We start from the raw sequence: 23,132 nt of genomic DNA on the forward strand, positions 1-23,132 counted from the left end.
AAGCGCCACCAACCAACGTCCTGCGTGTGATGCTTGCCAAAATCGTCCTCCCTCATGGGCCGCTGCCGGCGACCAGCTGAAGACTGGCACCGACACCCGCCGGCGACCAGCCGCCACTTCCGCTTGACGAACCTGTCGGACATGGCAACGGCCGCCGGGTCTCCGGCGGCCGTCGGCCCGCAGGCATCTTGATCAGGAGCTTTCGGCCGCCAGCACCTCGCCGAACAGCTCCCAGGTCTCGCCCTTGAAGCGCTGCAGACGCACCGCCTGGACCGGATAGAAGTCGGTGGGGCTGGTGCTGACCGTGATGCCGGGTAGCAGCAGCGGCACGTGGAGCTGCTGATGGCTGGCGGCTTGGCGCATCAGGTTCGCCCGGGTGAGCTCGTCGCCGCACTTCTTCAACGTCTCCTGCATCGTGAACGACACCGCGTAGGCATAGACGTAATTCACGTCCTGGACGTTTCCACCGGGATTGTACTTGGCCATCCAGTCGCGCCAAGCCAGCATCTCGGGATCCTTGTCCCACTGATGATCCGTCGGGTCCCGAAGCCAGGCCGCGGTGATGACCCCTTGCACGTTCTCAAAGCCGGCCGGCTTCATCGTTGTCGACACCTGGCCGGACACGTTGTTGAGGTACTGCTCCGGCCGCCATCCGATCTCGGCCGCCTTGCGCATCGCCTGGGCGGCGAACTTGGGGATGGAGATGTTGAAGAAGACGTTGGCGCCGGAGTCCTTGAGCTGGATGACCTGCGAATCGACAGTCGGATCGGTCACCTCGTAGGTCGCGTGCTTGACGATCCGGCCGACCTCCTTGCCCAGGCCTTCGCGGAAGCCCTCGTAGTAGTCCTTGCCGTAGTCGTCGTTCTGCATCAGCACGGCGACCTTTGGGTCGTTGACGTTGGCCAGGATGTGCTTGGCGTAGATCACGGCCTCGGTGTGGTAGTCGGGCTGGAAGCCCATCGTCCATGGATATTCCTTCGGCTGCCCCCATTTGGATGCGCCTGTCGCCACGAACAGGTGCGGCACCTTCTTGAGGTTCATGTACTTGTGGATCGCGGTGTTGGTCGGCGTGCCCAGCGTGTTGAAGGTGCACAGCACCTTCTCCTGCTCGACCAGCTGGCGCACCACCTCGACCGTCTTCGGCGGGCTGTAGCCGTCGTCCAGCGAGATGAATTTGATCTTGCGGCCGTTGATGCCGCCCTGGTCGTTCACCATCCGCCAATAGCCATCGATGGCGCGGCCGATCACGCCATAGGACGAGGCCGGGCCGCTATACGGGTTGGTGTGGCCGATCTTGATCTCGGTGTCGCTGGCACCCTCGTCATACTTGCCCTTCTGCGCGTGCACGGCGCCCGCCGCCAGCAGGGCAGCCGTCGCCGACGCTCCTCCTACGAAACCACGTCTCGTCGTGCTCATGATGATCCTCCCGTTCGAGCCGGGACTGACGCCCGGTACCAGGGGAGGATGCTGCTATTCGGCATGGCCGGGAAGCGAAATTCCGTTACGCGATATTCGAGTCGGCGTGCCGGCAGGCAGGTCCAAGTGAAACGACCGCCGGACGGTAGCGGCGGTCGTTCCGCTTTTTGAAGCCCTTAGGATCAGGCGTTCTCGTGGGACATCACGTCACCGAACAGTTCCCAGCTTTCACCCTTGAACTTCGCCAGCCGCACCGACTGGATCGGATAGAAGTCCGTGGGGCTGGTGTTGACCACGATGCCGGGCAGCAGCAGCGGCACCGCGAGCTTCTTGAGGTTGGCCGCCTGGCGCATCAGGTTCTCGCGCGTGAGGTCGTTGCCGCACTGCTCCAGGGTCTTCTGCATGGTGTAGCAGACGGCATAGGCGAGCACGTTGGCGGCGTCAGCCGTGCTGCCGCCGGGGTTGTATTTGGCCATCCACTCACGCCACACCTTCATGTCCTCGTCCTTGTCGAACTGCTTGTCGGTGGGGTCCTTCAGGTAGAAGGCCGTGATGATGTCCTGGCTGTTCTCGAAGCCAGCCGGCTTCATCACGGAGGCCACCGAAACGGACACGTTGTTCAGATAGTGGGCCGGCTTCCAGCCGATCTCGGCCGACTTGCGTATGGCCTGGGCGGCGAATTTCGGCGTCGTGATGTTGAAGAAGGCGTTGGCGCCGGTATCCTTGAGCTGGATGACCTGTGAATCGACCGTCGGGTCGGTTACTTCATAGGTCACGTGCTTGACGATCCTGCCGACGTCCTTGCCCAGACCGTCGCGCAACCCCTCGTAATAGTCCTTGCCATAGTCGTCGTTCTGCATCAGCACGGCGATCTTCGGGTCCTTGACGTTCGCCAGCATGTGCTTGGCGTAGATCACGCCTTCGGTGTGGTAGTCGGGCTGCCAGCCCATCGTCCACGGGAATTCCTTGGGCTTGCCCCACTTGGATGCGCCTGTGGCCACGAACAGGTGCGGTATCTTCTTGAGGTTCACGTATTTGTGGATCGCGGTGTTGGTCGGCGTGCCCAGCGTGTTGAACAGGCAGAGCACCTTGTCCTGCTCCACCATCTGGCGCACCACCTCGACCGTCTTGGGCGGGCTGTAGCCGTCATCCATCGTGATGAACCTGACCTTGCGGCCGTTGATGCCGCCCTTGTCGTTCACCATCTTCCAATAGGCTTCTTCCGACCGGCCGATGACACCATAAGCCGACGCCGGGCCGCTGTAGGGGTTGGTGTGCCCGATCTTGATTTCGGTGTCGCTGGCGCCCTCGTCGTACTTGCCCTTCGCATGCGCCACGCCGCCGGCCAGCAACGCCGTCGCCGCCGTGGCGCCACCGACAAACCCGCGCCTTGTCGTCGTCCTCATCGATTTTCCTCCCGTTCAAGCCGGGACTGCTGCCCGGTACGCCTGGAAGGATGCGTCGATTCGGCGCGGACGGAAAGCCTTCTCTATGATCTGCCGAACACCGCCATCCTCACGGGCAGGAGGCGCGCTTTTGCGATGAGGCGCCGGGCACATTGCCGGAAAATCCCTCACCCCGCTCCGGGATGACAGTCGTCGTCACCTTCTGGTGATCGCGGACGCCAGTGCCGGGAATCGCAGATCGCTGATACATCCGTCATCCCGAACGCCCCTTCGACAGGCTCAGGAGAGGGATCTCCCGCGTCGGACGCACAGTGCGCCACTCGCAGGAGATCCCTCGCCACGCTCGGGATGACAGTCGCGACTCATCTTCCACCGATAGGCGGTGCTAGGCGCTTTCGTGGGACATCACGTCGCCGAACAGCTCCCAGATCTCGCCGGCGAACCTGGCCAGGCGAACCGACTGGATCGGATAGAAGTCGGTCGCGCTGGTGTTGACGGTGATGCCTGGCAGCAGCAGCGGCACCGCGAGCTTCTTGAAGCCGGCGGCCTGCTTCATCAGGTTGGCGCGCGTGAGCTCGTTGCCGCACCGTTCCAGCGCCGTGTGAAGCGTGAAGCACACGGCATAGGCGTAGATGTTGCCGGCGTCCGCGGGATTGGCGGCCGGATTGTACTTGGCCATCCAGTCGCGCCACGCCTTCATGTCGGCGTCGTTGTCCCACTGCTTGTCGGTGGCATCCTTGATGTAGGCCGCCGTGATGATGCCCTGGCTGTTCTCCAAGCCGGCCGGCTTCAGTACCGCCGCCACCGAGCCCGAGACGTTGTTCAGGTAATGATGGGGTTTCCAGCCGATATCGGCGGCCTTGCGGATCGCCTGGGCGGCGGCCTTGGGCGAGGCGATGTTGAAGAAGGTGTTGGCGCCGCTGTCCTTGAGCTGGATCACCTGTGAATCGACCGTCGGATCGGTCACCTCGAACGTCACATGGCGGACGATCTTGTCGACGTCCTTGCCCAGGCCCTCACGGAAGCCGTCGTAGTAGTCCTTGCCGTAGTCGTCGTTCTGCATCAGCACCGCGATCTTCGCATCCTTGATGTTGGCCAGCAGGTGCTTGGCGTAGATCACGGCCTCGGTGTGATAGTCGGGCTGCCAGCCCATCGTCCATGGGAACTCCTTGGGCTTGCCCCACTTGGAGGCGCCCGTGGCCACGAACAGCTGCGGCACCTTCTTGAGGTTCAGATATTTCTGGATCGCCGTATTGGTCGCCGTGCCCAGGGTGTTGAACAGGCAGAACACCTTCTCCTGCTCCACCAGCTGGCGCACCACCTCGACGGTCTTCGGCGGGCTGTAGCCGTCATCCAAGGTGATGAACCGCACCTTGCGGCCGTTGATGCCGCCCTTGTCGTTCACCATCTTCCAGTAGGCTTCTTCCGCCCGGCCGATCGCGCCGTAGGCCGAGGCCGGACCGCTATAGGGATTGGTGTGCCCGATCTTGATCTCCGTGTCGCTGGCACCCTCGTCGTACTTGCCCTTCTGCCCGTACGCGACGCCACCGGTGAGCAACGCCATCACCGCCGACGCACCACCAACAAAACCACGCCGAGTTGTTCTCATCGCCTTTTCCTCCCAAGCAGCTCGGGCTTGTCGCCCGGTACAATTGAAAGGATGCGTCGTTTCTGCGGGCTAGTGAAGCCTCTTGTCGAGCAAAACGGCCGCCGGAGATTCCCGGCGGCCGTCATGCAATCGATCACTGCCGGGCCGATCAGGTGCTTTCGTTCGACATCACATCGCCGAACAGCTGCCAGGTCTCACCCTTGAAGCGCTGCAGCCGAATCGACTGGATCGGATAGAAGTCGGTCGGGCTGGTGTTGACGGTGATCCCCGGCAGCAGCATCGGCACGACCAGCTTCTTGAGGCTGGCGGCCTGCTTCATCACGTTGGCGCGGGTCAGATCGTTGCCGCATTGCTCCAGCGTCTTGTGCATCGTGGCAGCGACGGCGTAGCCGAACACCGCGAAGGCGTCTCCAAGGCTGGCGCTGGTGTTGTATTTCACCATCCACGCGCGCCATGCCTTCATGTCGTCGCTGTCGTCCCACTGCTTGTCGGTGGGATCCTTGAGATACTGCGCCGTGATGATGTCCTGGCCGTTCTCGAAGCCGGCCGGCTTCATGACCACCGCCACCGATGCTGACACATTGTTCAGATAGTGCGCCGGCTTCCAGCCGATCTCGGCGGCCTTGCGGATCGCCTGCGCGGCGAACTTCGGCGTCGTGATGTTGAAGAAGGCGTTGGCGCCGGAGTCCTTGAGCTGAATGATCTGCGAGTCGACCGTCGGATCGGTCACCTCGTAGGTCACATGCTTGACGATCTTGCCGACGTCCTTGCCCAGGCCCTCGCGGAAGCCCTCGTAGTAGTCCTTGCCGTAATCGTCGTTCTGCATCAGCACCGCGATCTTCGGGTCCTTGACGTTGGCCAGCAGGTGCTTGGCGAAGATCACACCCTCGGTGTGGTAGTCGGGCTGCCAGCCCATCGTCCACGGGAACTCCTTGGGCTTGCCCCACTTCGAGGCCCCGGTCGCCAGGAACAGGTGCGGCACCTTCTTGAGGTTCGCATATTTCTGAATGGCGGTGTTGGGCGCGGTGCCCAGGGTGTTGAAGAGGCAGAGCACCTTCTCCTGCTCGACGAGCTGGCGCACCACCTCCACCGTCTTGGGTGGGCTGTAGCCGTCGTCCAGGGAGATGAATCTCACCTTGCGGCCGTTGATGCCGCCCTGGTCGTTGACCATCCTCCAGTAGGCGTCGATGGACTTGCCGATGATCCCGTACGACGACGCCGGGCCGCTGTACGGATTGGTGTTGCCGATCTTGATCTCAGTGTCGCTCGCGCCGTCGTCATACTTGCCCTTCTGGCCATATGCCACGCCCGCGGCGAGCAACGCCGTCGCCGCCGACGCACTACCAACAAAGCCACGCCTGGTCGTCCTCATCGAATTCCTCCCGATCATGCCGGGACTGCTGCCCGGTACAGCCGGAAGGATGCGTCGTTTTTGCGCGACCGTGAAGCCCCCCGCTTAAGCAAACGGCCGCCAGGAAACCCGGCGGCCGTCAGAGCACCGACAAGTCGCGGAAAGATCAGGCGCTCTCGTTCGACATGACGTCGCCGAACAACTCCCAGGTCTCGCCTTTGAAGCGCTGCAGCCGCATCGACTGGATCGGGTAGAAGTCGGTCGGGCTGGTATTGACGGTGATGCCGGGCAGCAGCAGCGGCACCACGAGCTTCTTGAGATTGGCGGCCTGCTTCATCAGGTTCGCCCGGGTCAGCTCGTTGCCGCACTGCTCCAGCGTCTTCTCGAGCGTGGCGGCAACGGCATAGCCGTAGACATTGAAGCCATCGCCCATGTTGGCGCCGGGATTGTACTTCGCCATCCACTCGCGCCACGCCTTCATGTCGTCCGCGCCATCCCACTGCTTGTCCGTAGGATCCTTCAGATAGGCGGCCGTGATGATGTCCTGGCCGTTGTCGTAGCCGGCCGGCTTCATGACCGCCGCCACCGAGGCCGACACGTTGTTCAGATAGTGTGCCGGCTTCCAGCCAATATCGGCCGCCTTGCGGATCGCCTGCGCGGCGAACTTCGGCGTGGCGATGTTGAAGAAGGCGTTGGCGCCCGAATCCTTGAGCTGGATGATCTGCGAGTCGACCGTCGGATCGGTCACCTCGTAGGTCACGTGCTTGACGATCTTGCTGACGTCCTTGCCCAGGCCCTCACGGAAGCCCTCGTAGTAGTCCTTGCCGTAGTCGTCGTTCTGCATCAGCACCGCGATCTTCGCATCCTTGACATTGGCCAGGATGTGCTTGGCGAAGATGACGCCTTCGGTGTGGTAGTCGGGCTGCCAGCCCATCGTCCACGGGAACTCCTTGGGCTTGCCCCACTTCGAGGCCCCGGTCGCCAGGAACAGGTGCGGCACCTTCTTGAGATTCATGTACTTGTGGATCGCGGTGTTGGTCGGCGTGCCCAGCGTGTTGAACAGGCAAAGAACCTTTTCCTGCTCGACGAGCTGACGCGCCGCCTCGACGATCTTGGGCGGGCTGTAGGCGTCGTCCAGGGAGATGAACTTCACCTTGCGGCCGTTGATGCCACCCTTGTCGTTCACCATCTTGAAGTAGGCGTCGATCGCCTTGCCGATGACGCCGTAAGCCGACGCCGGCCCGCTATACGGCATGGTGTTGCCGATCTTGATCTCAGTGTCGCTCGCGCCGTCGTCGTACTTGCCCTTGCCTTGCGCATGGGCAGCCGCTCCCGCGAGCATCGTCGCCGACGACGCGCCGACGACGAAACCACGCCTTGTGACAGACATTACGCTTATTCTCCCTGGGGCAGCGCCGTTGGCGGCGCGCCGTTTTGGCGGTTGCAGAAACCTGGGCGAACCTCCCTCGCACCGCCGCGGACTATCGCCGCAGTCGACGCCACGCCATCACCACGCCGCCGGCAATGCCGGTCGGCATGACGTACATCAGCACCAGCAGCAGGATGCCGTAGACCGAATAGGGCGACAGGTCATATGGCAGGCCGATATCGTTCTTGACGAAGTTCGACAGCGCCTGCGCCGAGTTCTGGACCAGCACGGTGAAGATGCCGCCGATGATCGAGCCGGGCAGCGACGCGACGCCGCCCACCACCAGGCCGATCAGCAGCGAGATCGACAGGAAGAAGCCGAAGCTGTCCGGCGCCACGAAGGCGATGGCGCTGGCCGACAGCGCCCCGGCGATGCCGGTGTAGGCGGCGCTGATGCCGAACGTGACCGTCTTGTAGCGGGCCGTATCGATGCCCATCGTGCCGGCAGCCATGCTATGGTCGCGAATCGCCATCATGGCGCGCCCGCTGCGGCCGCGCAGCAGGTTCCATGCTGCCCAGAAAAGCAGCACAGTGACAATCAGGCAGTAGTAGTAGAGCCACTGGTCTTCGGTCAGCGGCAGGCCGAACGGCGCTTCCGGCTTGAGCAGCACGATCCCCTGCACGCCGCCGGTCAGGTCTTCAAGCCACCTGTATTTCAGCATCTGCGGCACTGCCAGCGCCAGTGCGAACGTCGCCAACGCGAGATAGTGGCCTTCCAGGCGCAGCGCCGGCAGGCCGAACAGGAATCCGACGACGAAGCAGACCACGGCCACGATCGGCAGCAGCGTCCAGTAGGGCAGGCTGAGCTTGTCCATCAGGATCGCAGCCGTATAGGCGCCGACAGCGTAGAAGGCGCCATGGCCCAGCGAGATCTGGCCGTTGAAGCCGGTCAGCAGATTGAGCCCGAGCACCGCGATGGCCGCGATCATCATGGTGCTCATCAGGAACAGGCGGTAGTCCGAGATGATGTCGGGCACGACCGACCGCAGCAGCGGCAAGGCCGCAGCCGCGGCGACGACGATCCAGACCCAGCGGCGGTCGGCGCCGGCGGCCGCCATCGGCGACGCCGGAACGGCGGGGGTGGTGGCAGTGTCGGCGGGAGTGGCGGTCGTCATGGCTCACACCCTCTTCACGACGACGCGGCCGAACAGGCCGCTGGGCTTCAGGGTGAGCACGGTGATGACGATGATCAGCGCCACCGTCAGCTTCTCGCCGTTGCCGATGATGTAGACGCCGAACCCCTTCTCGATGGCGTTGCCGAGATAGGCCACCAGGTTCTCGAGCACGCCGACCATGAAGCCGCCCAGCACGGCGCCGCCTGGGCTGGAGATGCCGCCCAGCAGGGCGCCGGCGAAGGCGTAGAGCAGGATGCCGGCCATCATGTTGGGGTCGAGATAGACGATATGCGCCACCATCATCCCGGCGACGGCGCCGACCGCGGCGGCCAATCCCCAGCCCAGCGCCAGCATCCAGTCGACCCGCACGCCGGCGAGGCGGGCCGAGACGGGGTTCTGCGCCGCCGCACGCATCGCCAGGCCCAGGGGCGTGTATCGGAAGAAGACGAACAGCAGCGACAGGACGAGCAGCGTGACGACGACAACCCCGAGCTGATGGGCCCCGATCAGGCCGGAGAACCCGAACACCTCCTTGGGAAACGGCGTCGGATACTCCTTGATCAGGTAGCTCCACACCGTGCCTGCCACGGAATTGCAGATGGCCAGCAGGCCGATGAAGACGACGATGATCGACAGCACCGGTGCCGTATGCAGCGGCCGCAGCACGATGCGCTCGATCAGCACGCCGGCCACGAAAGAGATCGCTACGGCGGCGAAGAATGCGATCCAGTAGTCCAGGCCCCACTGGATGAGCTGCCAGGAGATGTACGTGCTGAACATCGCCATCTCGCCCTGGGCGAAATTGATGTGGTCGGTCGACACGAAGATCATGACCAGGGCCAGCGCGACACAGGCGTAGATGGCGCCGTTGGCGAGGCCGGAGGCGACCTGCTGGATAAGCTGTTCCATGGTGCCGCCCCTCAGTAGCCGAGATAGGATTTGCGGATGTTCTCGTCGTTCTTCACGACCGAGGATGGGCCGGCCATCACCACGCGGCCGGTTTCGAGCACATAGGCGTGATCGGCCAGGTCGAGCGCGAGCGCGGCGTTCTGCTCGACCAGCAGCATGCTGACCTTCGATTCTTCGTTGATGCGCCGCAGGATGCGGAAGATCTCCTGGACGATCAGCGGCGCCAGGCCGAAGGACGGTTCGTCCAGCAGCATCAGCCGCGGCCGCAGCATCAGCGCCCGGCTGACCGCCAGCATCTGCTGCTCGCCGCCGGACAAGGTGCCGGCCTGCTGCTGGATGCGCTCGCGCAGGCGCGGGAAGTATTCGAACACCTGGTCGAGGTCGCGCTTGACCTCGGCGCTGCGCCCGCGCGTGTAAGCGGCGATGCGCAGGTTCTCCTCGACCGTGAGCGTGGTGAACGTGCCGCGGCCCTCGGGCACGTGCGCCACACCCAGCCGCACGATCGACTCGGTGGCACGGCCGGTGATCGGCTGGCCGTCGAAGGCCACGCGGCCTTCGGTGCGCACCATGTTGCAGATCGCCCGCAGCGTCGTGGTCTTGCCGGCGCCGTTGGCGCCCAGCAGCGTCGTGATTCCGCCCTGCTCCAGGGCGAAGGCGACATCATACAGCGCCTGGGTCTGGCCGTAGAAGGCCCTGAGCCCATTGACTTCGAGAAGAGCCACCATGCTACGACGAGGTCCCGAGATAGGCGCGGATCACTTCGGGATCGCGCTGGACTTCCGCCGGCGTGCCGTCGGCGATCTTGCGGCCGAAGTCGATGGCCACGACCTTGTCCGACACGCTCATCACAAGACTCATGTGGTGCTCGACGAGCAGCACCGTGACGTGCTGCAGGTCCCGCACCCGCTTGATCTGGCCCTTCAGGACCTCGATCTCGTCGTGATTGAGGCCGGCCGCCGGCTCGTCGAGCAGCAGGAGCTTCGGGGCCGAGGCCAGCGCGCGCGCCAACTCCACCCGCTTGCGGATCGGGAACGGCAACGGCCCCGCCGGCATCGCCGCGTATGGCAACAGGTCCATGAACTCGAGCAGTTCCATCGCCCGCGCCGTGATCCGCGCCTCCTCGTTACGGACCGAAGGTAGGCGCAAAGCGTTCGCGAAGAAGCCGCTGGATCCCTTGCTGTGGTAGCCGACCTTGACGTTGTCGAGCACGCTCATGCGGTCGAACAGTGCCACGTTCTGGAACGTGCGCGCGATACCGATCACGGGGATGTCATGACGCGGCGCGTCGAGGATCGAGCGGCCCTCGAACAGGATATCGCCGTCATTAGGCACGTAGAGCCGGCTGAGGCAGTTGAACAGGGTCGTCTTGCCGGCGCCGTTGGGCCCGATCAGGCCGGCAATCTGGCCGGGAAAGACGTCGAAGGTGATGCCGTCAAGCGCGACGATGCCGCCGAACCGTACCGAGACACCACGCACACTCAATTGCGGCTCAGCGCCGTGCGGTCGCGAGGACATACGGGCCGCGGCCGCTTCCATAGCGGTGGACACCAGTCTCAACCTCCTCCCTGCAGAGCACACGCCCAGCTTGCGGTTGTCTGACCGGCATCGCGCCACCAAACATGCCGCATTGCGGAAATACGTGTTCTCCCAAACAGTTGCGGGCTTGTGTACGCCCGTTCAGCGGCGCGCACCTTGGCCTATAAGCGGGCCGGATTCAATAGCCGGTGTCGTCGTCACCCGACATGGCGAAAATCGATGCATGCGCGCAGCGGCTCGACATTTCGACGGCGCTTGAGCTGCCACGCCGGCGGCCGGCATAGCGGCCGGATCACGCCGCCATTTGGCCGCAGTTCATGTTCATTGGGTTGACAGTCCGGCGGCCGCCAGTCGATATCGGGCGCCACGCCGTGGCATGCCGCGCCTGCCGTTCCCCCCTCGCCCGGCAGGTCTGTGGGGAGATCCCAATGAACAAGATTCCAATGAACAAGATCATCACGATGGCTGTGATTGCGACCAGCCTCAGCAGCGCAGCCGCCCTGGCACAGCAGCCGCCCTCGCCACAACCCAAGCCCGGACCGTCCGCACCACCGCAGACCGCGCCGCAGCCGCCTGCCGGCGCGCCGCCGGCAGGCACGCCCCCAGCCGCGACGCCCCCGGGCGTGCCGTCGGCGCCGCCGCAGATCGACACCCCGCCGCCGCTGCCGGAGTGGTTCACGGAGATGGACGTCAACAAGGACGGCGCCGTGACCCGTGAGGAGTTCGTCACGGTGCGCATGAAGCTGTTCGACCAGCTCGATGCCAACAAGGACGGCTTCCTGAGCAAGGAAGAGTTCCTGAAGCTGGCGGAGCCGCCATTCTCGCAGGATACGCCCGGCGGACCGCCGCTGGACCAGCGTCGCCGCTTCTACGAGGCGCAGTTCAACCAGATCGACACCAACCGCGACAGCAAGCTGTCGCGCGAGGAGGTGCAGGTCTTCGTCAACCTGAACTTCAACGAGTTCGACATCGACCGCGACAACCGTGTCACCGAGGCCGAGCTGCGGATGGTGATGCAGAACATCGAGGAACGGCGGCGACGGACGGAAGAGGAAGCCCGCCGGCGCGACGACGCGCGTCGACAAAGCCCGGAGATCGACCGCAACAACGACGGCTTGGTCGACCAGCAGGAGTTCCTGGAGTTCAACATCGCCGGCCTGATGCAGCTCGACGCCGACAAGGACGGCAAGATCAGCCTGCAGGAATATCTGGTGCTGGCCGGCCAGCCCAACGAGAACCCGCCGGGCCAGCCGAACTTCGAGCAGCGCAAGCAGATCCTGACGGCGCGCTTCCGTGAGATGGACGCCAACAAGGACGGCTTCCTGACCACGGCCGAGCTGACGACGTTCCTCACCACCGTCTTCAAGCGCCTGGACCTCAACGGCGATCGCAAGATCAGCAAGCAGGAATTCGAGGTCCACCAGCGCGGGCCGCAGCAGCCGGCGCCGCCCCAGGGCGCCACCAAGCCCGGCCCTGCCCCGGCGCCCCGGCCAGGCCCTGCGCCGGCGCCCAAGCCGGCGCCGCCGGGCCCCGGCGGCCTGCCGCCCGGCGGCCTGCTGCCCGGCACCGGTCCGAGCCGCTAGACGCCGCGCAACTTCGCTGTCATCCGGGGCGCTCTTCGACAGGCTCGGGATGACAGCCCCGGTTTTCCAGGCTCACGCGCTATTCGACCACAACGCTCTTGGCGAGGTTGCGCGGCTGGTCGACGTCGGTGCCCTTGGCGACGGCGGCGTGGTACGCCAAGAGCTGGACGGGCACGGCATACAGGATCGGCGCCACAAAGGGGTCGACCGCCGGCATCGTCAGCGCGGCGAAGGCCTTGGCACCAAGCCGCGCCACACCGGCGGCATCGGACAGCAGCACCGGCTTGCCGCCACGGGCATGGACCTGCTCCAGGTTCGACGCGATCTTGTCGGCCAGCGAGTCGGTGGGCGCCACCACCACCACCGGCACCTCCTCGGTGATCAGCGCGATGGGGCCGTGCTTCATCTCGCCGGCGGGGTAGCCCTCGGCATGGATGTAGCTGAGCTCCTTCAGCTTCAGCGCGCCCTCCAGCGCGATCGGGTAGCAGACGCCACGCCCGAGATAGAGCACGTCGCGCGCATCGGCGATCCTGTGCGCCACGGCGGCGATGGCGTCATCGTTGTTGAGCACTTCGGCGATGCGTGACGGCACCTCGACCAACGCCGCGACCAGCTCGGCCTCGCGCTCGCGGGAGAGCGTGCCGCGGGCCCGGGCCGCCGCGATGGCCAGGGTCGCCAGAACGACGAGCTGGGCGGTGAGCGCCTTGGTCGAGGCGACGGCGATCTCGGGCCCGGCCAGGGTCGGCATCACGACACTGGACTCGCGTGCCATCGCGCTCTCGGGCACGTTGACCACCGACAGGATGGTCTGGCCCTGCGTCTTGGCATAGCGCAAGGCTGCCAGCGTGTCGGCCGTCTCTCCCGATTGCGACACCGCGATGCAGACGCCACCCGCCGGCATCGGCGCCTCGCGATAGCGGAACTCGGAGCCGATATCGGCCTCGACCGGCAGGCGGGCCAGCTGCTCGAACCAGTACTTGGCGATCAGGGCGGCGTAGAACGCCGTGCCGCAGGCGGTGATCGTCAACCGCGGCACATCCTTCCAGTCGAACGGCAGATCCGGCGGGGTCACGGCGCGGGTCGTGGGATCAAGGTACGAGCGCAGCGTGTTGCTGACCGCCTCGGGATGCTCGTGCATCTCCTTCAGCATGAAGTGACGGTGATTGCCCTTGCCGATCAGCGCGCCCGACAGCGCCGTGGTGGTGATCGGCCGCTCGACCGGCTGGCCGTTGTTGAAGATGCGGGCGCCATCCTGGCGCACGACGACCCAGTCGTCCTCATCGAGGTAGCAGATGCGCTTGGTCAGCGGCGCCAAGGCCAAGCCGTCGGAGCCGAGATACATCTCGCCCTCGCCATAGCCGACGGCGAGCGGACAGTTGCGCCGGGCGCCGATCAGCAGGTCGTGCCGGCCGGCGAACATGCAGACCAGGGCGAAAGCGCCCTTGAGCCGCGCCATCGCCTGGCCCATCGCCTCCTCCGGCGTCATCTGCCGCTCGAGATACGAGGTCAGCAGCTGCGCCACCGCTTCGGTGTCGGTCTCGCTGTCGAACCGCCGCCCCTGCGCCAGCAGCTCCTCCTTCAGCTCCTGGAAGTTCTCGATGATGCCGTTGTGCACGATGGCGACGCGGTCGGTCGCGATCGGATGCGCATTGCGCTCGCTGACGCCGCCATGCGTGGCCCAGCGCGTATGGGCGATGCCGGTGGTGCCGGCCAGCGGCTCGGCTGCCACCCGCGCCTCGAGGTTGGCGATCTTGCCCTCGGCCCGGCGACGGCCGATATGGCCGTTGACCAGGGTCGCGACCCCGGCGGAATCGTAGCCGCGATACTCGAGCCGCCGCAGGCCGTCGATCAGGCGCGGCGTGACCGCGTCCTTGCCGATGATGCCGATGATGCCGCACATGTCCTTGGCTCTCCTGCTCAGCGCCGCGGCGCCGTTGCCTGCATCTTCCAACCTTCGGCCTTGGCCGTCGCCGCCCGCGCCTTCATCTTGGCGCGCAGCGGCCGCGCGGCCGCCGGCTTGTCGACCTGGCGCGCGCGTCCGAACGACACCGCATCCGCCGCGACGTCGGCCGTGACCACGCTGCCGGCCGTCACGTTGGCGCCGCGCCCCACGCGCACCGGCGCCACCAGGGATGAATTGGAGCCGATGAAGGCATCGTCGCCCACCACCGTGCGCCATTTGCCGTAGCCGTCGTAGTTCACGAAGATCGTTCCGGCGCCGATGTTGACGCGCTCGCCGACCGTGCCGTCGCCGAGATAGGAGACATGGTTGGCCTTGGCGCCGTCGCCGAGCGCGGTGTTCTTCAGCTCGATGAAGTTGCCGACATGCACCTCGCGGCCGATGCGCGTGCCGCCGCGCACACGGGCAAAGGGGCCGACCGTCGAGCGCGCGCCGATCACCGCCTCCTCGATATGGCAGAAGCCGTGGATGGTGACGCCGTCGCCCACCGTGACACCCGGTCCGAAGAGCGTGTTGGGACCGATGGTGACATCGCGGCCGAAGCGTGTGTCCGCCGCAAGCCAGACGCTCGCGGGATCAATCATGGTCACGCCGCCGTCCAGCGCCGCCCGGCGCAGGCGTGCCTGCATCGCTGCCTCGGCTTCCGCCAGGTCGGCCTTGGAGTTGACGCCGCGGAACTCGGCCTCGCTGCCCTCGACAACGACACAGCGATGCCCGGCCCGCCGCGCCAGCCCGACCAGGTCGGTGAGATAGTACTCGCCCTTGGCATTGTCGTTGCGCAGCCCACGCAGCAGGCCGGCCAGGAGCGTGCCATCGATGGCCATGACACCCGAGTTCACGACGTCGATCCTGCGTTCCTCGGCTGACGCGTCCCTGCCCTCGACGATGCGCTCGAGATCGCCGGCTGCGTTGCGCACCAGCCGCCCGTAGGGTGTCGGATCGGCGGCCCGAAAGCCCAGCACGCCCAAGGCGATGCGGCGCTTTGGACGGCCTGGGGCCTTGCGCCGCGCCGCCAGCAGGCGACGCAAGGTCGCGGTGGTCAGCAGCGGTGAGTCGCCGAATGCGACCAGGACATCGCCGCCAAACCCCTTAAGCGCCGGCAGCGCCGCCTTCACGGCATGGCCGGTGCCCAGCGGCCGATCCTGGATCACACAGCGATGAGGCGCAGCCGCCTGCGCCACGTCGTCGCGGCCCGGTGGCCCGACGACGATGATCCGGTCAGGCCGCAGCGCCTCGGCCGCCGCCAGCACATGCCGCAGCATGGGGCAGCCGGCGACCGGATGCAGCACCTTGGGGAGCGTGGACTTCATGCGGGTGCCGGCGCCGGCAGCCAGCACGACGACGGCGAGGGGACGTGTCATAGATCACAGACTTCGTGGGCGAAACAGCCGGCCACACTATGGCGTAAACCGCGGCCGCCGTCACCATCGCGCCGAGCCGGCGATGATGCTCAGGCCTCGATCGCTGCCGGTCCGCCGGGATCGCGCACACCGAGCAGCTTGAGTACCGCGGCAATATCGGCGCTGATATAGGGCTTGCCGAAGAAGCGCACCAGGGGGTCGCCTTTGAACTGCGCGCGCAGGGTTTCGTCCTCGTAGCCGGTCGCGATCACGATCGGCAGATCGGCGCGCGAGGCCCGCAGCTCGGCCGCGAGGATATCGCCTGCCCGATCGGGCAGGCCGACATCGAGGATCGCTGCGTCGACACGTCCCTGCAGCTGGCCCAGCCGCTCGAGCGCCTCCGTGGCGGAGCCCGTGGGCTCGACCCGGAAGCCGAGATCGGCGAGCGCATCGCACAAGACCATCCGCACCAGGGCGTCGTCCTCGACGACCAGGATCGACGGCGCGGCAACGTCGCTATCCATCATGGCCGCAAGTGTGGCAGCCGGCGATCCCCCTGCCAAGCGCGGCGGGACGCTTGCGCGGTTGCTGTCAATTGACGCATCTAGCCATCCATGACTGTCGACATCGCCGATTTCCCTTTTCGCACCGTCATCTTCGACCTCGACGGCACCCTGATCGACAGCGCCGGCGACGTCGGCGCCGCCGTCAACCGCGTGCTCGCGGACCACGGCCTGGCACCGATCGATGCCGAGGCGCAGCGATCCCTGATGGGTGAAGGTGGACGCGTGCGCACGCGCAAGGCCTTTGCCCTGCGCGGCAAGGATCTCGACGAGGCCGAGCTCAGCGCCTGCGTCCGCGACTTCGTGCGCTACTACGCCGAGCACCCGATCGACAGCACCGTGCCCTACCCTGGCGTCATCGGCACCCTGAGGCGCTTGGCCGACGCCGGCGTGCGCATGGCCGTCTGCACCAACAAGTATGAGGGCTCGGCGCGCGACGTGCTCGCCCGCCTCGGCCTGATGCCACCGATAGAGGATGCCGCCGGGGCCGATTCCTTCGACGTGCGCAAGCCGCACCCCGGCCACATCCTGAACCTCCTGGCACGGATGGGCGCGGCCCCCGGCGAGGCCCTGATGGTGGGCGATTCGATCCACGACGTGAAAGCGGCCAAGGCCGCCGGCCTGCCGGTGATCGCCGTGTCATGGGGCTACACCCTCACGCCGGCCCGCGAGCTCGGCGCCGATGCCGTGATCGACCGGTTCGACGACCTGCTCGCCGCCGCCGCGCAGCTGCCCCGGCCGCAGCCGCAACCCGGCTAAGCCGCCTTCTCCCGGCGCTCGGCGGCGTTGGCGACGAGGTCGCAGACGTCGGACACGGTGCGGGCGATCGGATATGGCGGCGAGGCCGACCCACCCGCCGTCTGCCCGATCTCGGCCCCGAACGCCCCGATGACGACCGGCACGTCGCGAACGCCGTGCAGGCGCAACCGGCGCAGGAGATGGTTGATGACGGTGGCCGAGCCCGGCAGCAGGACGCAGAAAGCGACGACGCTGGGCGCCGGCTCCTGCGCCGCCGCGACCGCCAGCTCGCGCAGCGCATGGACCCGAGCCGGAATGTTGCGGTGGATGAGCGCGGCGGCGGTCAGGACCGCGGCAGCACGGTCGAGGTCGCTGCGGCCGCCAATGCATAGCACCTGGGCATTGCTCGCCGGCGGCGACGCCACCGCCGCTTCCTCGCCGTCGCTCGAAGCCGTGTCCAGCTCCTCGCGTGCCGTGTCGACGATCTCCTCGATGCCCTCGGCGATCAGCGACTGCCGGTCGCTGTCCAGGGCACCGCGCCGGCGGTCGGTCTCGGCCAGCACCAGCAGCGGCAGGAGCACCTTGTCGAACAGCGCCGGCGAGCCGCTTTCGCGCGCGTATTCGACCGCGATCTCGATGGCGTCGAACGGCGAGTGCGCCAGCAGGCGATGATAGATCTGCGCCTCCACCGGCAGGGCCGGCTCGTCGGCCAACAGGATGTCCAGGAACGCCAGCTGCGGCACGTGGCGGCCGATCACGACCAGGCAGACTGTGAGCGGCATGGCCAGCAGGAGCCCCACCGGCCCCCAGAGGGCGGCCCAGGTGATGGTCGATATCAGGACCGCCAGTGGCGATATGCCGGTGGAGCTGCCGTAGAGCAGCGGCTCGACGACCTGGCCCGCGACCACCTCGCACAGCACGATCAGGCCCAGGGTCATCAGCGGCAGCGTCCAGCCCGGCGACACCGCGAAGGCGACCAGGGTCGGGACCAATGCGCCGATCACGGCGCCGGCATAGGGCACGAACCGCAGCACGCCGCCCAGCAGGCCCCAGACCAACGGGTTGGGCATCCCCATGAGCCACAGGCCGATCGCGATGGTGGTGCCGTAGCTGATATTGATCAGCACCTGCATCGCGAGGAAGCGGCTCAGGCGTGACACCGCATCGTTGATGGCCTCGGTGGTGCGGCTGATGTCGCCGCGGCTGATCAGGTGGATCAGGCGATCGCGCAGCGGCTCGCGCTCCAGCAGCATGAAGACCACGAGCACGATGATCAGGCCCATCAGCAGCAGCGGCACCACGACCGGCAGCAGGAACGATGCCACGATGTCGAGCGCCGTGCCGTCCATGACAGCCGCTGCGGGCGCCGGCGGTGGCGGCGGTGCCGACGCACCGGGCGCGGCCGTGCCGGCGGCGCCCTGCGGCCGAGTCAGCTCGCCGATCAGCTCGCGCACGCCGCCCACGGCGTCGGCCAGCACGCCGCCACCGCCACGCAGCTCCTCGATCTTCTGATGCAGGTTGCTGCGATACTTGGGAAGGTTGGCCGCCAGGTCGGTGAGCTGCCAGGCCAGCAGGAAGGTGAGCCCGCCCACCACCAGGACGGCGACCAGCACCGAGAGCGCCACCGCCGCCTTCAGGCCCACGAACCGGCGCAGCACGGACACCAGTGGCCCCAGCGCGAAGCTGATCAGCGCGGTAAGGGCCACCGGAATGAGCACATCGCGGCCGAAATAGAGGAAGCCGATCACGACCGCCGCCGCCAGCAGAGCCGCCGCGACCGACTGGATCGACGCGGCTGACCGCGTCGACTCGGCACTCGATGAGGAAAGGGGCTTTAGGACCGCTGGCATGAAGGCCTGTGAGACAGGGTGGACGCCCACCCGCCCAAGCCCAGTTCCGAATGAACGGCACTGCGGATGAAAGGTTCCTCGGCTTCCTTGACAGGCGGGGCGTCTACGCCATATACGGCGCCTCCAGGATCTACGGGCGCTTAGCTCAGCGGGAGAGCACACCCTTCACACGGGTGGGGTCGTAGGTTCAATCCCTACAGCGCCCACCATTCCTCCTCGAAAGACGACCCGCGCGATCACGGCACGGAACAGCGCAGCAGCGCTGCTGTCCCTTGCCGCAGCCACGCTTGCCCTCAGAACCGGTAGGCGAGATTTCCCTTGATGCTGTGGTCCTGGGCATCACCAGAGACGACGCCGGCATAGACAGCACCGATGGTGAGAGATTTGCCGATCTCGAGATCGAAGCCGGCCTCGATAACCGCCGCGTCGCGCGCGATCGGCACACCCTCGACGCCGAACGAGGCGCCGCCGGCGAAGGCCAGCCGGGCAGCCGGCGTCACGTCACCGAAGGCGTGACGCCAGCCCAGCGTGCCGCGCACGGTGAGCGTCTTGCTGTCGTCGTTCCACACCTGCGCCGCAGCACGCACACCCAGGGTGGTGAACAGGTTGCTGTCACTGCCGCCGCGGGCGCGCAGGGCGGCAGGGCCACCGGCTTCGCCGAAGCGGTCGGTGTCGAGATGCACCCAGGCGAGGCTGGCAAAGGGCTCGACTGCTGCATTGCCCAGCGCCAGCGCATAGCCGGCTTCGCCGAAGAGCTGCGTGGTGCGCGCATCGTAATCCGCCTTGGCGCTGTCGGCGAAGCCGGGGAAGGCGATGCCGCGGCTGGTGTCGATGCTGTGCCAGGTGTGGGCCGCGCCCAGGCGCAGGCCAAGCGCGCCGAACCGGGCGCCGCCATAGAGGGCCAAGTGATAGCTATCGATCGAGGCATGTGACGCGCGGCCATCGACATCGAGCGTGGTGCGGCTGTAGCCGGTGGCGAGTCCGACCGTCCAGGTGCCATCGATCGTGGTGTCGGCACCGATGAAGAAGCCGCCCGTGGTGCGGTCCAGGCCCGCGGCGTTGCCATCGTCCCCGACATGGCCCCAGGCGCCGAAGGCCTGCGTCCAGGCGGTGATCGCGGTGCCGTCCTGCGGCCGCTGCGCCTGATCCGACATCTGCGCCAAGGCGGCGAACTGCGGCGCGGTGCCACCCGCACCGGTGCCGGCCTGGCGCGTGCGGCCGATGACAGCGGCGCGCAGATAGTGGCTTTCATCGATCAGCACGCTGCGCGTCGAGGCATGGATCTCGCCGGAGAGCGTATTGAAGGCCTGCCGGACGGCGGCGGTGTCGGGCAGGCTGGCGATGGCATCGTAGAGCGCATTGCCGACACCCAGGCTCTCGGCACCGCGGCCGGCCGCGCACTGGTTGCGCGCGGCGGCGACATCGCAGAAGGCGACGGCGTTGCGGGTGACGTCGAGGTAGACGTTGCTGGGATCGTAGGTGAGCGCGAGGTTGAGGAACGGCAGGTTCTGGGTGAAGCCGTCGAAGGCGCCGCTGACGCCGGCATCGGCGGTGAGGATGGTGTAGCGGCTGCCGATGGCATAGCTGCCGCCGGCCTTGACGACCGAGACGGTGCCGCCGGTCAAGGTCGCGGTGCCTGTCGCGTGCAGCAGGTCGCTCTGGCCCCCCGGATTGATCTCGACTTCGTAGGTCGAGCCGGGCGCGAAGCCGATGTTGCCAGCGACGTTCAGCGTCCCGATGGAATTGCCCGGCGCCACGGTGCCGCCTGAGGCGACAATGCCGCCCACGCTGCCGGTGCCAGCCAAGGTGCCGCCGGTGACGCTGACGACTGAGCCAGCGATGCTGCCGTTGACCGCCAGCCGTCCGCTCTCGACGGCGGTCCCTCCGGTGTAGGTGCTGGTGCCGGTGAGGATGGTGGTGCCGCTGCCGATCTGGCGCACGCCGCCGCTGCCGGCGATCACGTTGTCAAACGTGGCGGCATCAGACCGGTTGAAGGCCAGCGTGCCGTGGTTGGCGATGGTGCCGGCGACGGAGCCCGTGGCGCCGCCATTGCCCAGCTGCAGCGTGCCGGCGTTGATGGTGGTGCCGCCGCCATAGGTATTGGCCGCGGTCAGCACCGTGGTGCCGGTGCCGTTCTGTTGCACCGCGCCGGTGCCGGAGATGGTGCCGGTAAGCACCAGCGTGTCGGAGTGGTTGATGCTGAGCGTGGCGTTGTTGACGACGTCGCCCGCGAGCGCGCCCGACGTGCCGCCGTTGCCCAGCTGCAGGACACCCGATGTGATCGTCGTGGGACCGGCGTAGGTGTTGTTGCCGATCAGGACCAGGGTGCCGGTGCCTGTCTTGGTAAGGCCGCCGGCGCCGCCGATGACGCCGCTCACGGCGAGGTCGGCATCGGTCCGCACGGTGCCGCCGGCGCTGTCCAGCGTGACGCTGCGTGCGGTGGCGAACGCGGCCGTGGTCTGCAGGGTGCCGCCGTTGAAGGTCAGCCCGCCGCTGGCGGCGCCGAGGTTGGCGTCGGCGGCGACGGCGAGCGTGCCGGCGTTGAGCACTGTGCCGCCGCCATAGGTGTTTAGAGCGGTCAAGGTCAGGGTGCCGGTGCCATTGTGCTCGACGGCACCGCTGCCGGAGATGACATTCGCGAATGTCACGGCATCGGAACGGTTGAAGGCGAAGATGCCGTTGTTGACGACGTCACCCACGATCGAGCCCGTCGTGCCGCCGTCGCCGAGCTGCAGGCGGCCGGCACTCACGACAGTGCCGCCGGTGTAGGTGTTGGTGGCGGTGAGCGCCGTGGTGCCGGTGCCGACCTGGCTCACCGAACCGCCGCCGCTGATGACGCCGGCATGGACCAGCGTATCGCTGCGGTTGAAGGCGAGCGTGCCGTCGTTGGCGACGTCGCCGATGATCGAGCCCGTGGTGCCGCCGTCGCCGATCTGCAGGGTGCCCGCCTGGATCTGCCACGGCGTGGCGACGGTACCATTGCCGGTCAGGATCCAGGTGCCGGTGCCGGTCTTCTCGAAGCGGTCGAAGTTCTGGTACTGCGGGCCGACCGCCGAGACATCGAACGTATCGGTGCCCGTGCCGCCCAGCCGCAGCGTGTCGTTGATCTCCACGGCGCTCGCGATCACGTTGCCGATGATGATCGACCCGGCCTGCAGCTCCAGGGTGCTCGTCCGTGCGGTCGACAATACGATGGCGTCGGTGCCACCGCTGCCGGCGCGGATGGTGCCGCTGTTGGTCAGCGTGGCATTGATAACGAGTGCCGTGGTGGCGATCCCGGCGCCACCGGCGCCGCCCGCGATCGTGCCGCTGTTGGTCAGCGTGAGATTGATAACGTTCGCAGCGTTGGTGAGCCCGGCGGCACCGGTGCCGCCCTCGATCGTGCCGGTATTGATGATCGGCAGTGTGTTGATCCGCACCACGACGCCGGCGTTGCCCGTCATGACGCCGTTCAGGTCGGATCCCCCGCGGATCGTGCCATGATTGATCAGTGTGCTGCCGCTGCCGCCGAGGCCGCCGATATCGACGCCCGAACTGCTGATTGCGCCCTGGCTGTTGGCCCCTTGAATGAGGCCGTAGTTGGTCAGCGTGCCACTACTGGTGACCAGAACGCCGGGTCCTCTGGTCGTACCGACGGTAGCCGTCCCACCGCTGATCGTGCCGTAGTTCACCAGGTTCCCGCGGCTGGACAGAACGGCGCCAGGACCGGCATCCGTACCGTCACCGCCCCGGATCGTCCCATTGTTGATGACCGACGAGTCAAAGTTCACGCTAAGGCCCGCCTGGCCCGCGCCTATCCCGGCGTTGCTGGCGCCCGTGACCGTGCCCACGATCGTCACCGGGCCGCCGGCGCCCGCGAAGATGAGCGCGCCCACGCCCGGGAGTGTGCCCGAGATCGTGAAGCCCTGCGTGTCGATGGTTATGGGCTTCATAGGGGTCGGCAGCACCGTGGTCCCGGTCGCGAAACTCCCGGTCAGCGTGATCGTCGAGGCGGGGTCGGGGCTGGCGTTCGCCGCGGCGATGGCGTCGCGCAATTGCTGGTCGGTGCCGGCTGGGAAGTCCGCTGCCCATGCCGGCGGCGGCAGCCAGCAGGCGACGGCCAGAGCGGCGCATGAGACGCCCGATAGAAGTCTTCCCTTGCCGGTGATAGATGCGCTTACCAGACCACGCCCCAACCACGCACACATGTTTTTCTACCGTATAAGACATGAGCAATAAGTATCTGATATTCGTCAGACAACACTGATGCCGACAAGCGTGGGAAAGGCTCGCACGGCGACGTAACGCTCCACGGCGGACCAGATTGTCGATCCTTGCGCGGCGACTCC

17 protein-coding genes and 1 tRNA gene are annotated in these 23,132 nt (G+C 66.6%); 3 read left to right on the forward strand and 15 right to left on the reverse strand.

Annotation, left to right across the window (positions count from 1 at the left end; all coding sequences use genetic code 11):
• Positions 1 to 192: 192 nt before the first annotated feature.
• From FHP25_RS19915 to FHP25_RS40870, 10 genes are all read right to left on the reverse strand, one after another.
• On the reverse strand, positions 193 to 1,416 hold the full coding sequence (locus FHP25_RS19915; RefSeq protein WP_147848714.1) for an ABC transporter substrate-binding protein: 1,224 nt from the start codon (positions 1,414 to 1,416) through the stop codon (positions 193 to 195).
• Between the two features lie 182 nt (positions 1,417 to 1,598).
• Positions 1,599 to 2,822: an ABC transporter substrate-binding protein gene (locus FHP25_RS19920; protein WP_147848715.1), complete on the reverse strand. Its 1,224-nt coding sequence runs from the start codon at positions 2,820 to 2,822 to the stop codon at positions 1,599 to 1,601.
• 385 nt (positions 2,823 to 3,207) lie between these two features.
• Positions 3,208 to 4,431, reverse strand: a complete 1,224-nt coding sequence (locus tag FHP25_RS19925; RefSeq protein ID WP_147848716.1) for an ABC transporter substrate-binding protein — start codon at positions 4,429 to 4,431, stop codon at positions 3,208 to 3,210.
• A 148-nt stretch (positions 4,432 to 4,579) separates the two neighbouring features.
• Positions 4,580 to 5,803: an ABC transporter substrate-binding protein gene (locus FHP25_RS19930; protein ID WP_147848717.1), complete on the reverse strand. Its 1,224-nt coding sequence runs from the start codon at positions 5,801 to 5,803 to the stop codon at positions 4,580 to 4,582.
• Positions 5,804 to 5,948: 145 nt separating this feature from the next.
• Positions 5,949 to 7,172 (reverse strand): ABC transporter substrate-binding protein, encoded by a 1,224-nt coding sequence (locus tag FHP25_RS19935; protein WP_147848718.1) that lies wholly within the window; start codon positions 7,170 to 7,172, stop codon positions 5,949 to 5,951.
• 91 nt (positions 7,173 to 7,263) lie between these two features.
• The gene (locus tag FHP25_RS19940) at positions 7,264 to 8,325 is read right to left on the reverse strand and encodes a branched-chain amino acid ABC transporter permease (RefSeq protein WP_218578470.1); all 1,062 of its coding nucleotides are present in this window, start codon (positions 8,323 to 8,325) and stop codon (positions 7,264 to 7,266) included.
• A 3-nt stretch (positions 8,326 to 8,328) separates the two neighbouring features.
• Positions 8,329 to 9,234 carry a branched-chain amino acid ABC transporter permease gene (locus FHP25_RS19945; RefSeq protein WP_147848719.1) on the reverse strand — a complete coding sequence of 302 codons (906 nt, stop codon included), beginning with the start codon at positions 9,232 to 9,234 and terminating at the stop codon, positions 8,329 to 8,331.
• A gap of 11 nt (positions 9,235 to 9,245) precedes the next feature.
• The gene (locus FHP25_RS19950; RefSeq protein WP_147848720.1) at positions 9,246 to 9,959 is read right to left on the reverse strand and encodes an ABC transporter ATP-binding protein; all 714 of its coding nucleotides are present in this window, start codon (positions 9,957 to 9,959) and stop codon (positions 9,246 to 9,248) included.
• Between the two features lies 1 nt (position 9,960).
• Complete coding sequence (locus FHP25_RS19955; protein ID WP_147848792.1) at positions 9,961 to 10,749, reverse strand: ABC transporter ATP-binding protein; 789 nt, start codon at positions 10,747 to 10,749, stop codon at positions 9,961 to 9,963.
• A 218-nt stretch (positions 10,750 to 10,967) separates the two neighbouring features.
• Positions 10,968 to 11,138 (reverse strand): hypothetical protein, encoded by a 171-nt coding sequence (locus FHP25_RS40870; RefSeq protein WP_178133649.1) that lies wholly within the window; start codon positions 11,136 to 11,138, stop codon positions 10,968 to 10,970.
• A gap of 60 nt (positions 11,139 to 11,198) precedes the next feature.
• Between FHP25_RS40870 and FHP25_RS19960 the strand changes: the two genes are divergently transcribed.
• Positions 11,199 to 12,353 carry an EF-hand domain-containing protein gene (locus tag FHP25_RS19960; protein WP_147848721.1) on the forward strand — a complete coding sequence of 385 codons (1,155 nt, stop codon included), beginning with the start codon at positions 11,199 to 11,201 and terminating at the stop codon, positions 12,351 to 12,353.
• Positions 12,354 to 12,432: 79 nt separating this feature from the next.
• Here the strand turns inward: FHP25_RS19960 and glmS are convergent, their stop codons facing one another.
• The 3 genes from glmS to FHP25_RS19975 all read right to left on the reverse strand — a co-directional run bounded on the left by glmS (position 12,433) and on the right by FHP25_RS19975 (position 16,180).
• A complete protein-coding gene (gene glmS, locus FHP25_RS19965; RefSeq protein ID WP_147848722.1) occupies positions 12,433 to 14,253 on the reverse strand; it encodes a glutamine--fructose-6-phosphate transaminase (isomerizing) in 1,821 nt (606 codons plus the stop codon).
• Between the two features lie 17 nt (positions 14,254 to 14,270).
• Positions 14,271 to 15,674, reverse strand: coding sequence for a bifunctional UDP-N-acetylglucosamine diphosphorylase/glucosamine-1-phosphate N-acetyltransferase GlmU (gene glmU, locus FHP25_RS19970; RefSeq protein WP_147848723.1), 1,404 nt, complete (start codon positions 15,672 to 15,674; stop codon positions 14,271 to 14,273).
• Positions 15,675 to 15,763: 89 nt separating this feature from the next.
• Positions 15,764 to 16,180 carry a response regulator gene (locus tag FHP25_RS19975; RefSeq protein WP_147848724.1) on the reverse strand — a complete coding sequence of 139 codons (417 nt, stop codon included), beginning with the start codon at positions 16,178 to 16,180 and terminating at the stop codon, positions 15,764 to 15,766.
• Between the two features lie 87 nt (positions 16,181 to 16,267).
• On the opposite strand from FHP25_RS19975, the gene FHP25_RS19980 reads away from it, so the two are divergent.
• Complete coding sequence (locus FHP25_RS19980; RefSeq protein ID WP_147848725.1) at positions 16,268 to 16,975, forward strand: HAD-IIIA family hydrolase; 708 nt, start codon at positions 16,268 to 16,270, stop codon at positions 16,973 to 16,975.
• On the opposite strand, the gene FHP25_RS19985 is transcribed toward FHP25_RS19980, so the two are convergent.
• Positions 16,972 to 18,804, reverse strand: a complete 1,833-nt coding sequence (locus FHP25_RS19985) for an AI-2E family transporter (RefSeq protein WP_147848726.1) — start codon at positions 18,802 to 18,804, stop codon at positions 16,972 to 16,974. The two genes, FHP25_RS19980 and FHP25_RS19985, sit on opposite strands and share 4 nt — an antisense overlap.
• Before the next feature lie 134 nt (positions 18,805 to 18,938).
• On the opposite strand from FHP25_RS19985, the gene FHP25_RS19990 reads away from it, so the two are divergent.
• Positions 18,939 to 19,013, forward strand: a tRNA-Val gene (locus FHP25_RS19990).
• 84 nt (positions 19,014 to 19,097) lie between these two features.
• On the opposite strand, the gene FHP25_RS19995 is transcribed toward FHP25_RS19990, so the two are convergent.
• Positions 19,098 to 22,991 (reverse strand): autotransporter outer membrane beta-barrel domain-containing protein, encoded by a 3,894-nt coding sequence (locus tag FHP25_RS19995; RefSeq protein WP_147848727.1) that lies wholly within the window; start codon positions 22,989 to 22,991, stop codon positions 19,098 to 19,100.
• Between the last annotated feature and the right edge of the window lie 141 nt (positions 22,992 to 23,132).

The organism is Vineibacter terrae, from assembly GCF_008039615.1.
GTDB lineage: Bacteria > Pseudomonadota > Alphaproteobacteria > Reyranellales > Reyranellaceae > Vineibacter > Vineibacter terrae.

Excerpts from the sequence above, each read along its gene's own strand:
- FHP25_RS19915 (WP_147848714.1), bottom strand. The coding sequence starts at position 1,416 with ATGAGCACGACGAGACGTGGTTTCGTAGGAGGAGCGTCGGCGACGGCT.
- FHP25_RS19920 (WP_147848715.1), bottom strand. The coding sequence starts at position 2,822 with ATGAGGACGACGACAAGGCGCGGGTTTGTCGGTGGCGCCACGGCGGCG.
- FHP25_RS19925 (WP_147848716.1), bottom strand. The coding sequence starts at position 4,431 with ATGAGAACAACTCGGCGTGGTTTTGTTGGTGGTGCGTCGGCGGTGATG.
- FHP25_RS19930 (WP_147848717.1), bottom strand. The coding sequence starts at position 5,803 with ATGAGGACGACCAGGCGTGGCTTTGTTGGTAGTGCGTCGGCGGCGACG.
- FHP25_RS19935 (WP_147848718.1), bottom strand. The coding sequence starts at position 7,172 with ATGTCTGTCACAAGGCGTGGTTTCGTCGTCGGCGCGTCGTCGGCGACG.
- FHP25_RS19940 (WP_218578470.1), bottom strand. The coding sequence starts at position 8,325 with ATGACGACCGCCACTCCCGCCGACACTGCCACCACCCCCGCCGTTCCG.
- FHP25_RS19945 (WP_147848719.1), bottom strand. The coding sequence starts at position 9,234 with ATGGAACAGCTTATCCAGCAGGTCGCCTCCGGCCTCGCCAACGGCGCC.
- FHP25_RS19950 (WP_147848720.1), bottom strand. The coding sequence starts at position 9,959 with ATGGTGGCTCTTCTCGAAGTCAATGGGCTCAGGGCCTTCTACGGCCAG.
- FHP25_RS19955 (WP_147848792.1), bottom strand. The coding sequence starts at position 10,749 with ATGTCCTCGCGACCGCACGGCGCTGAGCCGCAATTGAGTGTGCGTGGT.
- FHP25_RS19960 (WP_147848721.1), top strand. The coding sequence starts at position 11,199 with ATGAACAAGATTCCAATGAACAAGATCATCACGATGGCTGTGATTGCG.
- glmS (WP_147848722.1), bottom strand. The coding sequence starts at position 14,253 with ATGTGCGGCATCATCGGCATCATCGGCAAGGACGCGGTCACGCCGCGC.
- glmU (WP_147848723.1), bottom strand. The coding sequence starts at position 15,674 with ATGACACGTCCCCTCGCCGTCGTCGTGCTGGCTGCCGGCGCCGGCACC.
- FHP25_RS19975 (WP_147848724.1), bottom strand. The coding sequence starts at position 16,180 with ATGATGGATAGCGACGTTGCCGCGCCGTCGATCCTGGTCGTCGAGGAC.
- FHP25_RS19980 (WP_147848725.1), top strand. The coding sequence starts at position 16,268 with ATGACTGTCGACATCGCCGATTTCCCTTTTCGCACCGTCATCTTCGAC.
- FHP25_RS19985 (WP_147848726.1), bottom strand. The coding sequence starts at position 18,804 with ATGCCAGCGGTCCTAAAGCCCCTTTCCTCATCGAGTGCCGAGTCGACG.
- FHP25_RS19995 (WP_147848727.1), bottom strand. The coding sequence starts at position 22,991 with ATGTGTGCGTGGTTGGGGCGTGGTCTGGTAAGCGCATCTATCACCGGC.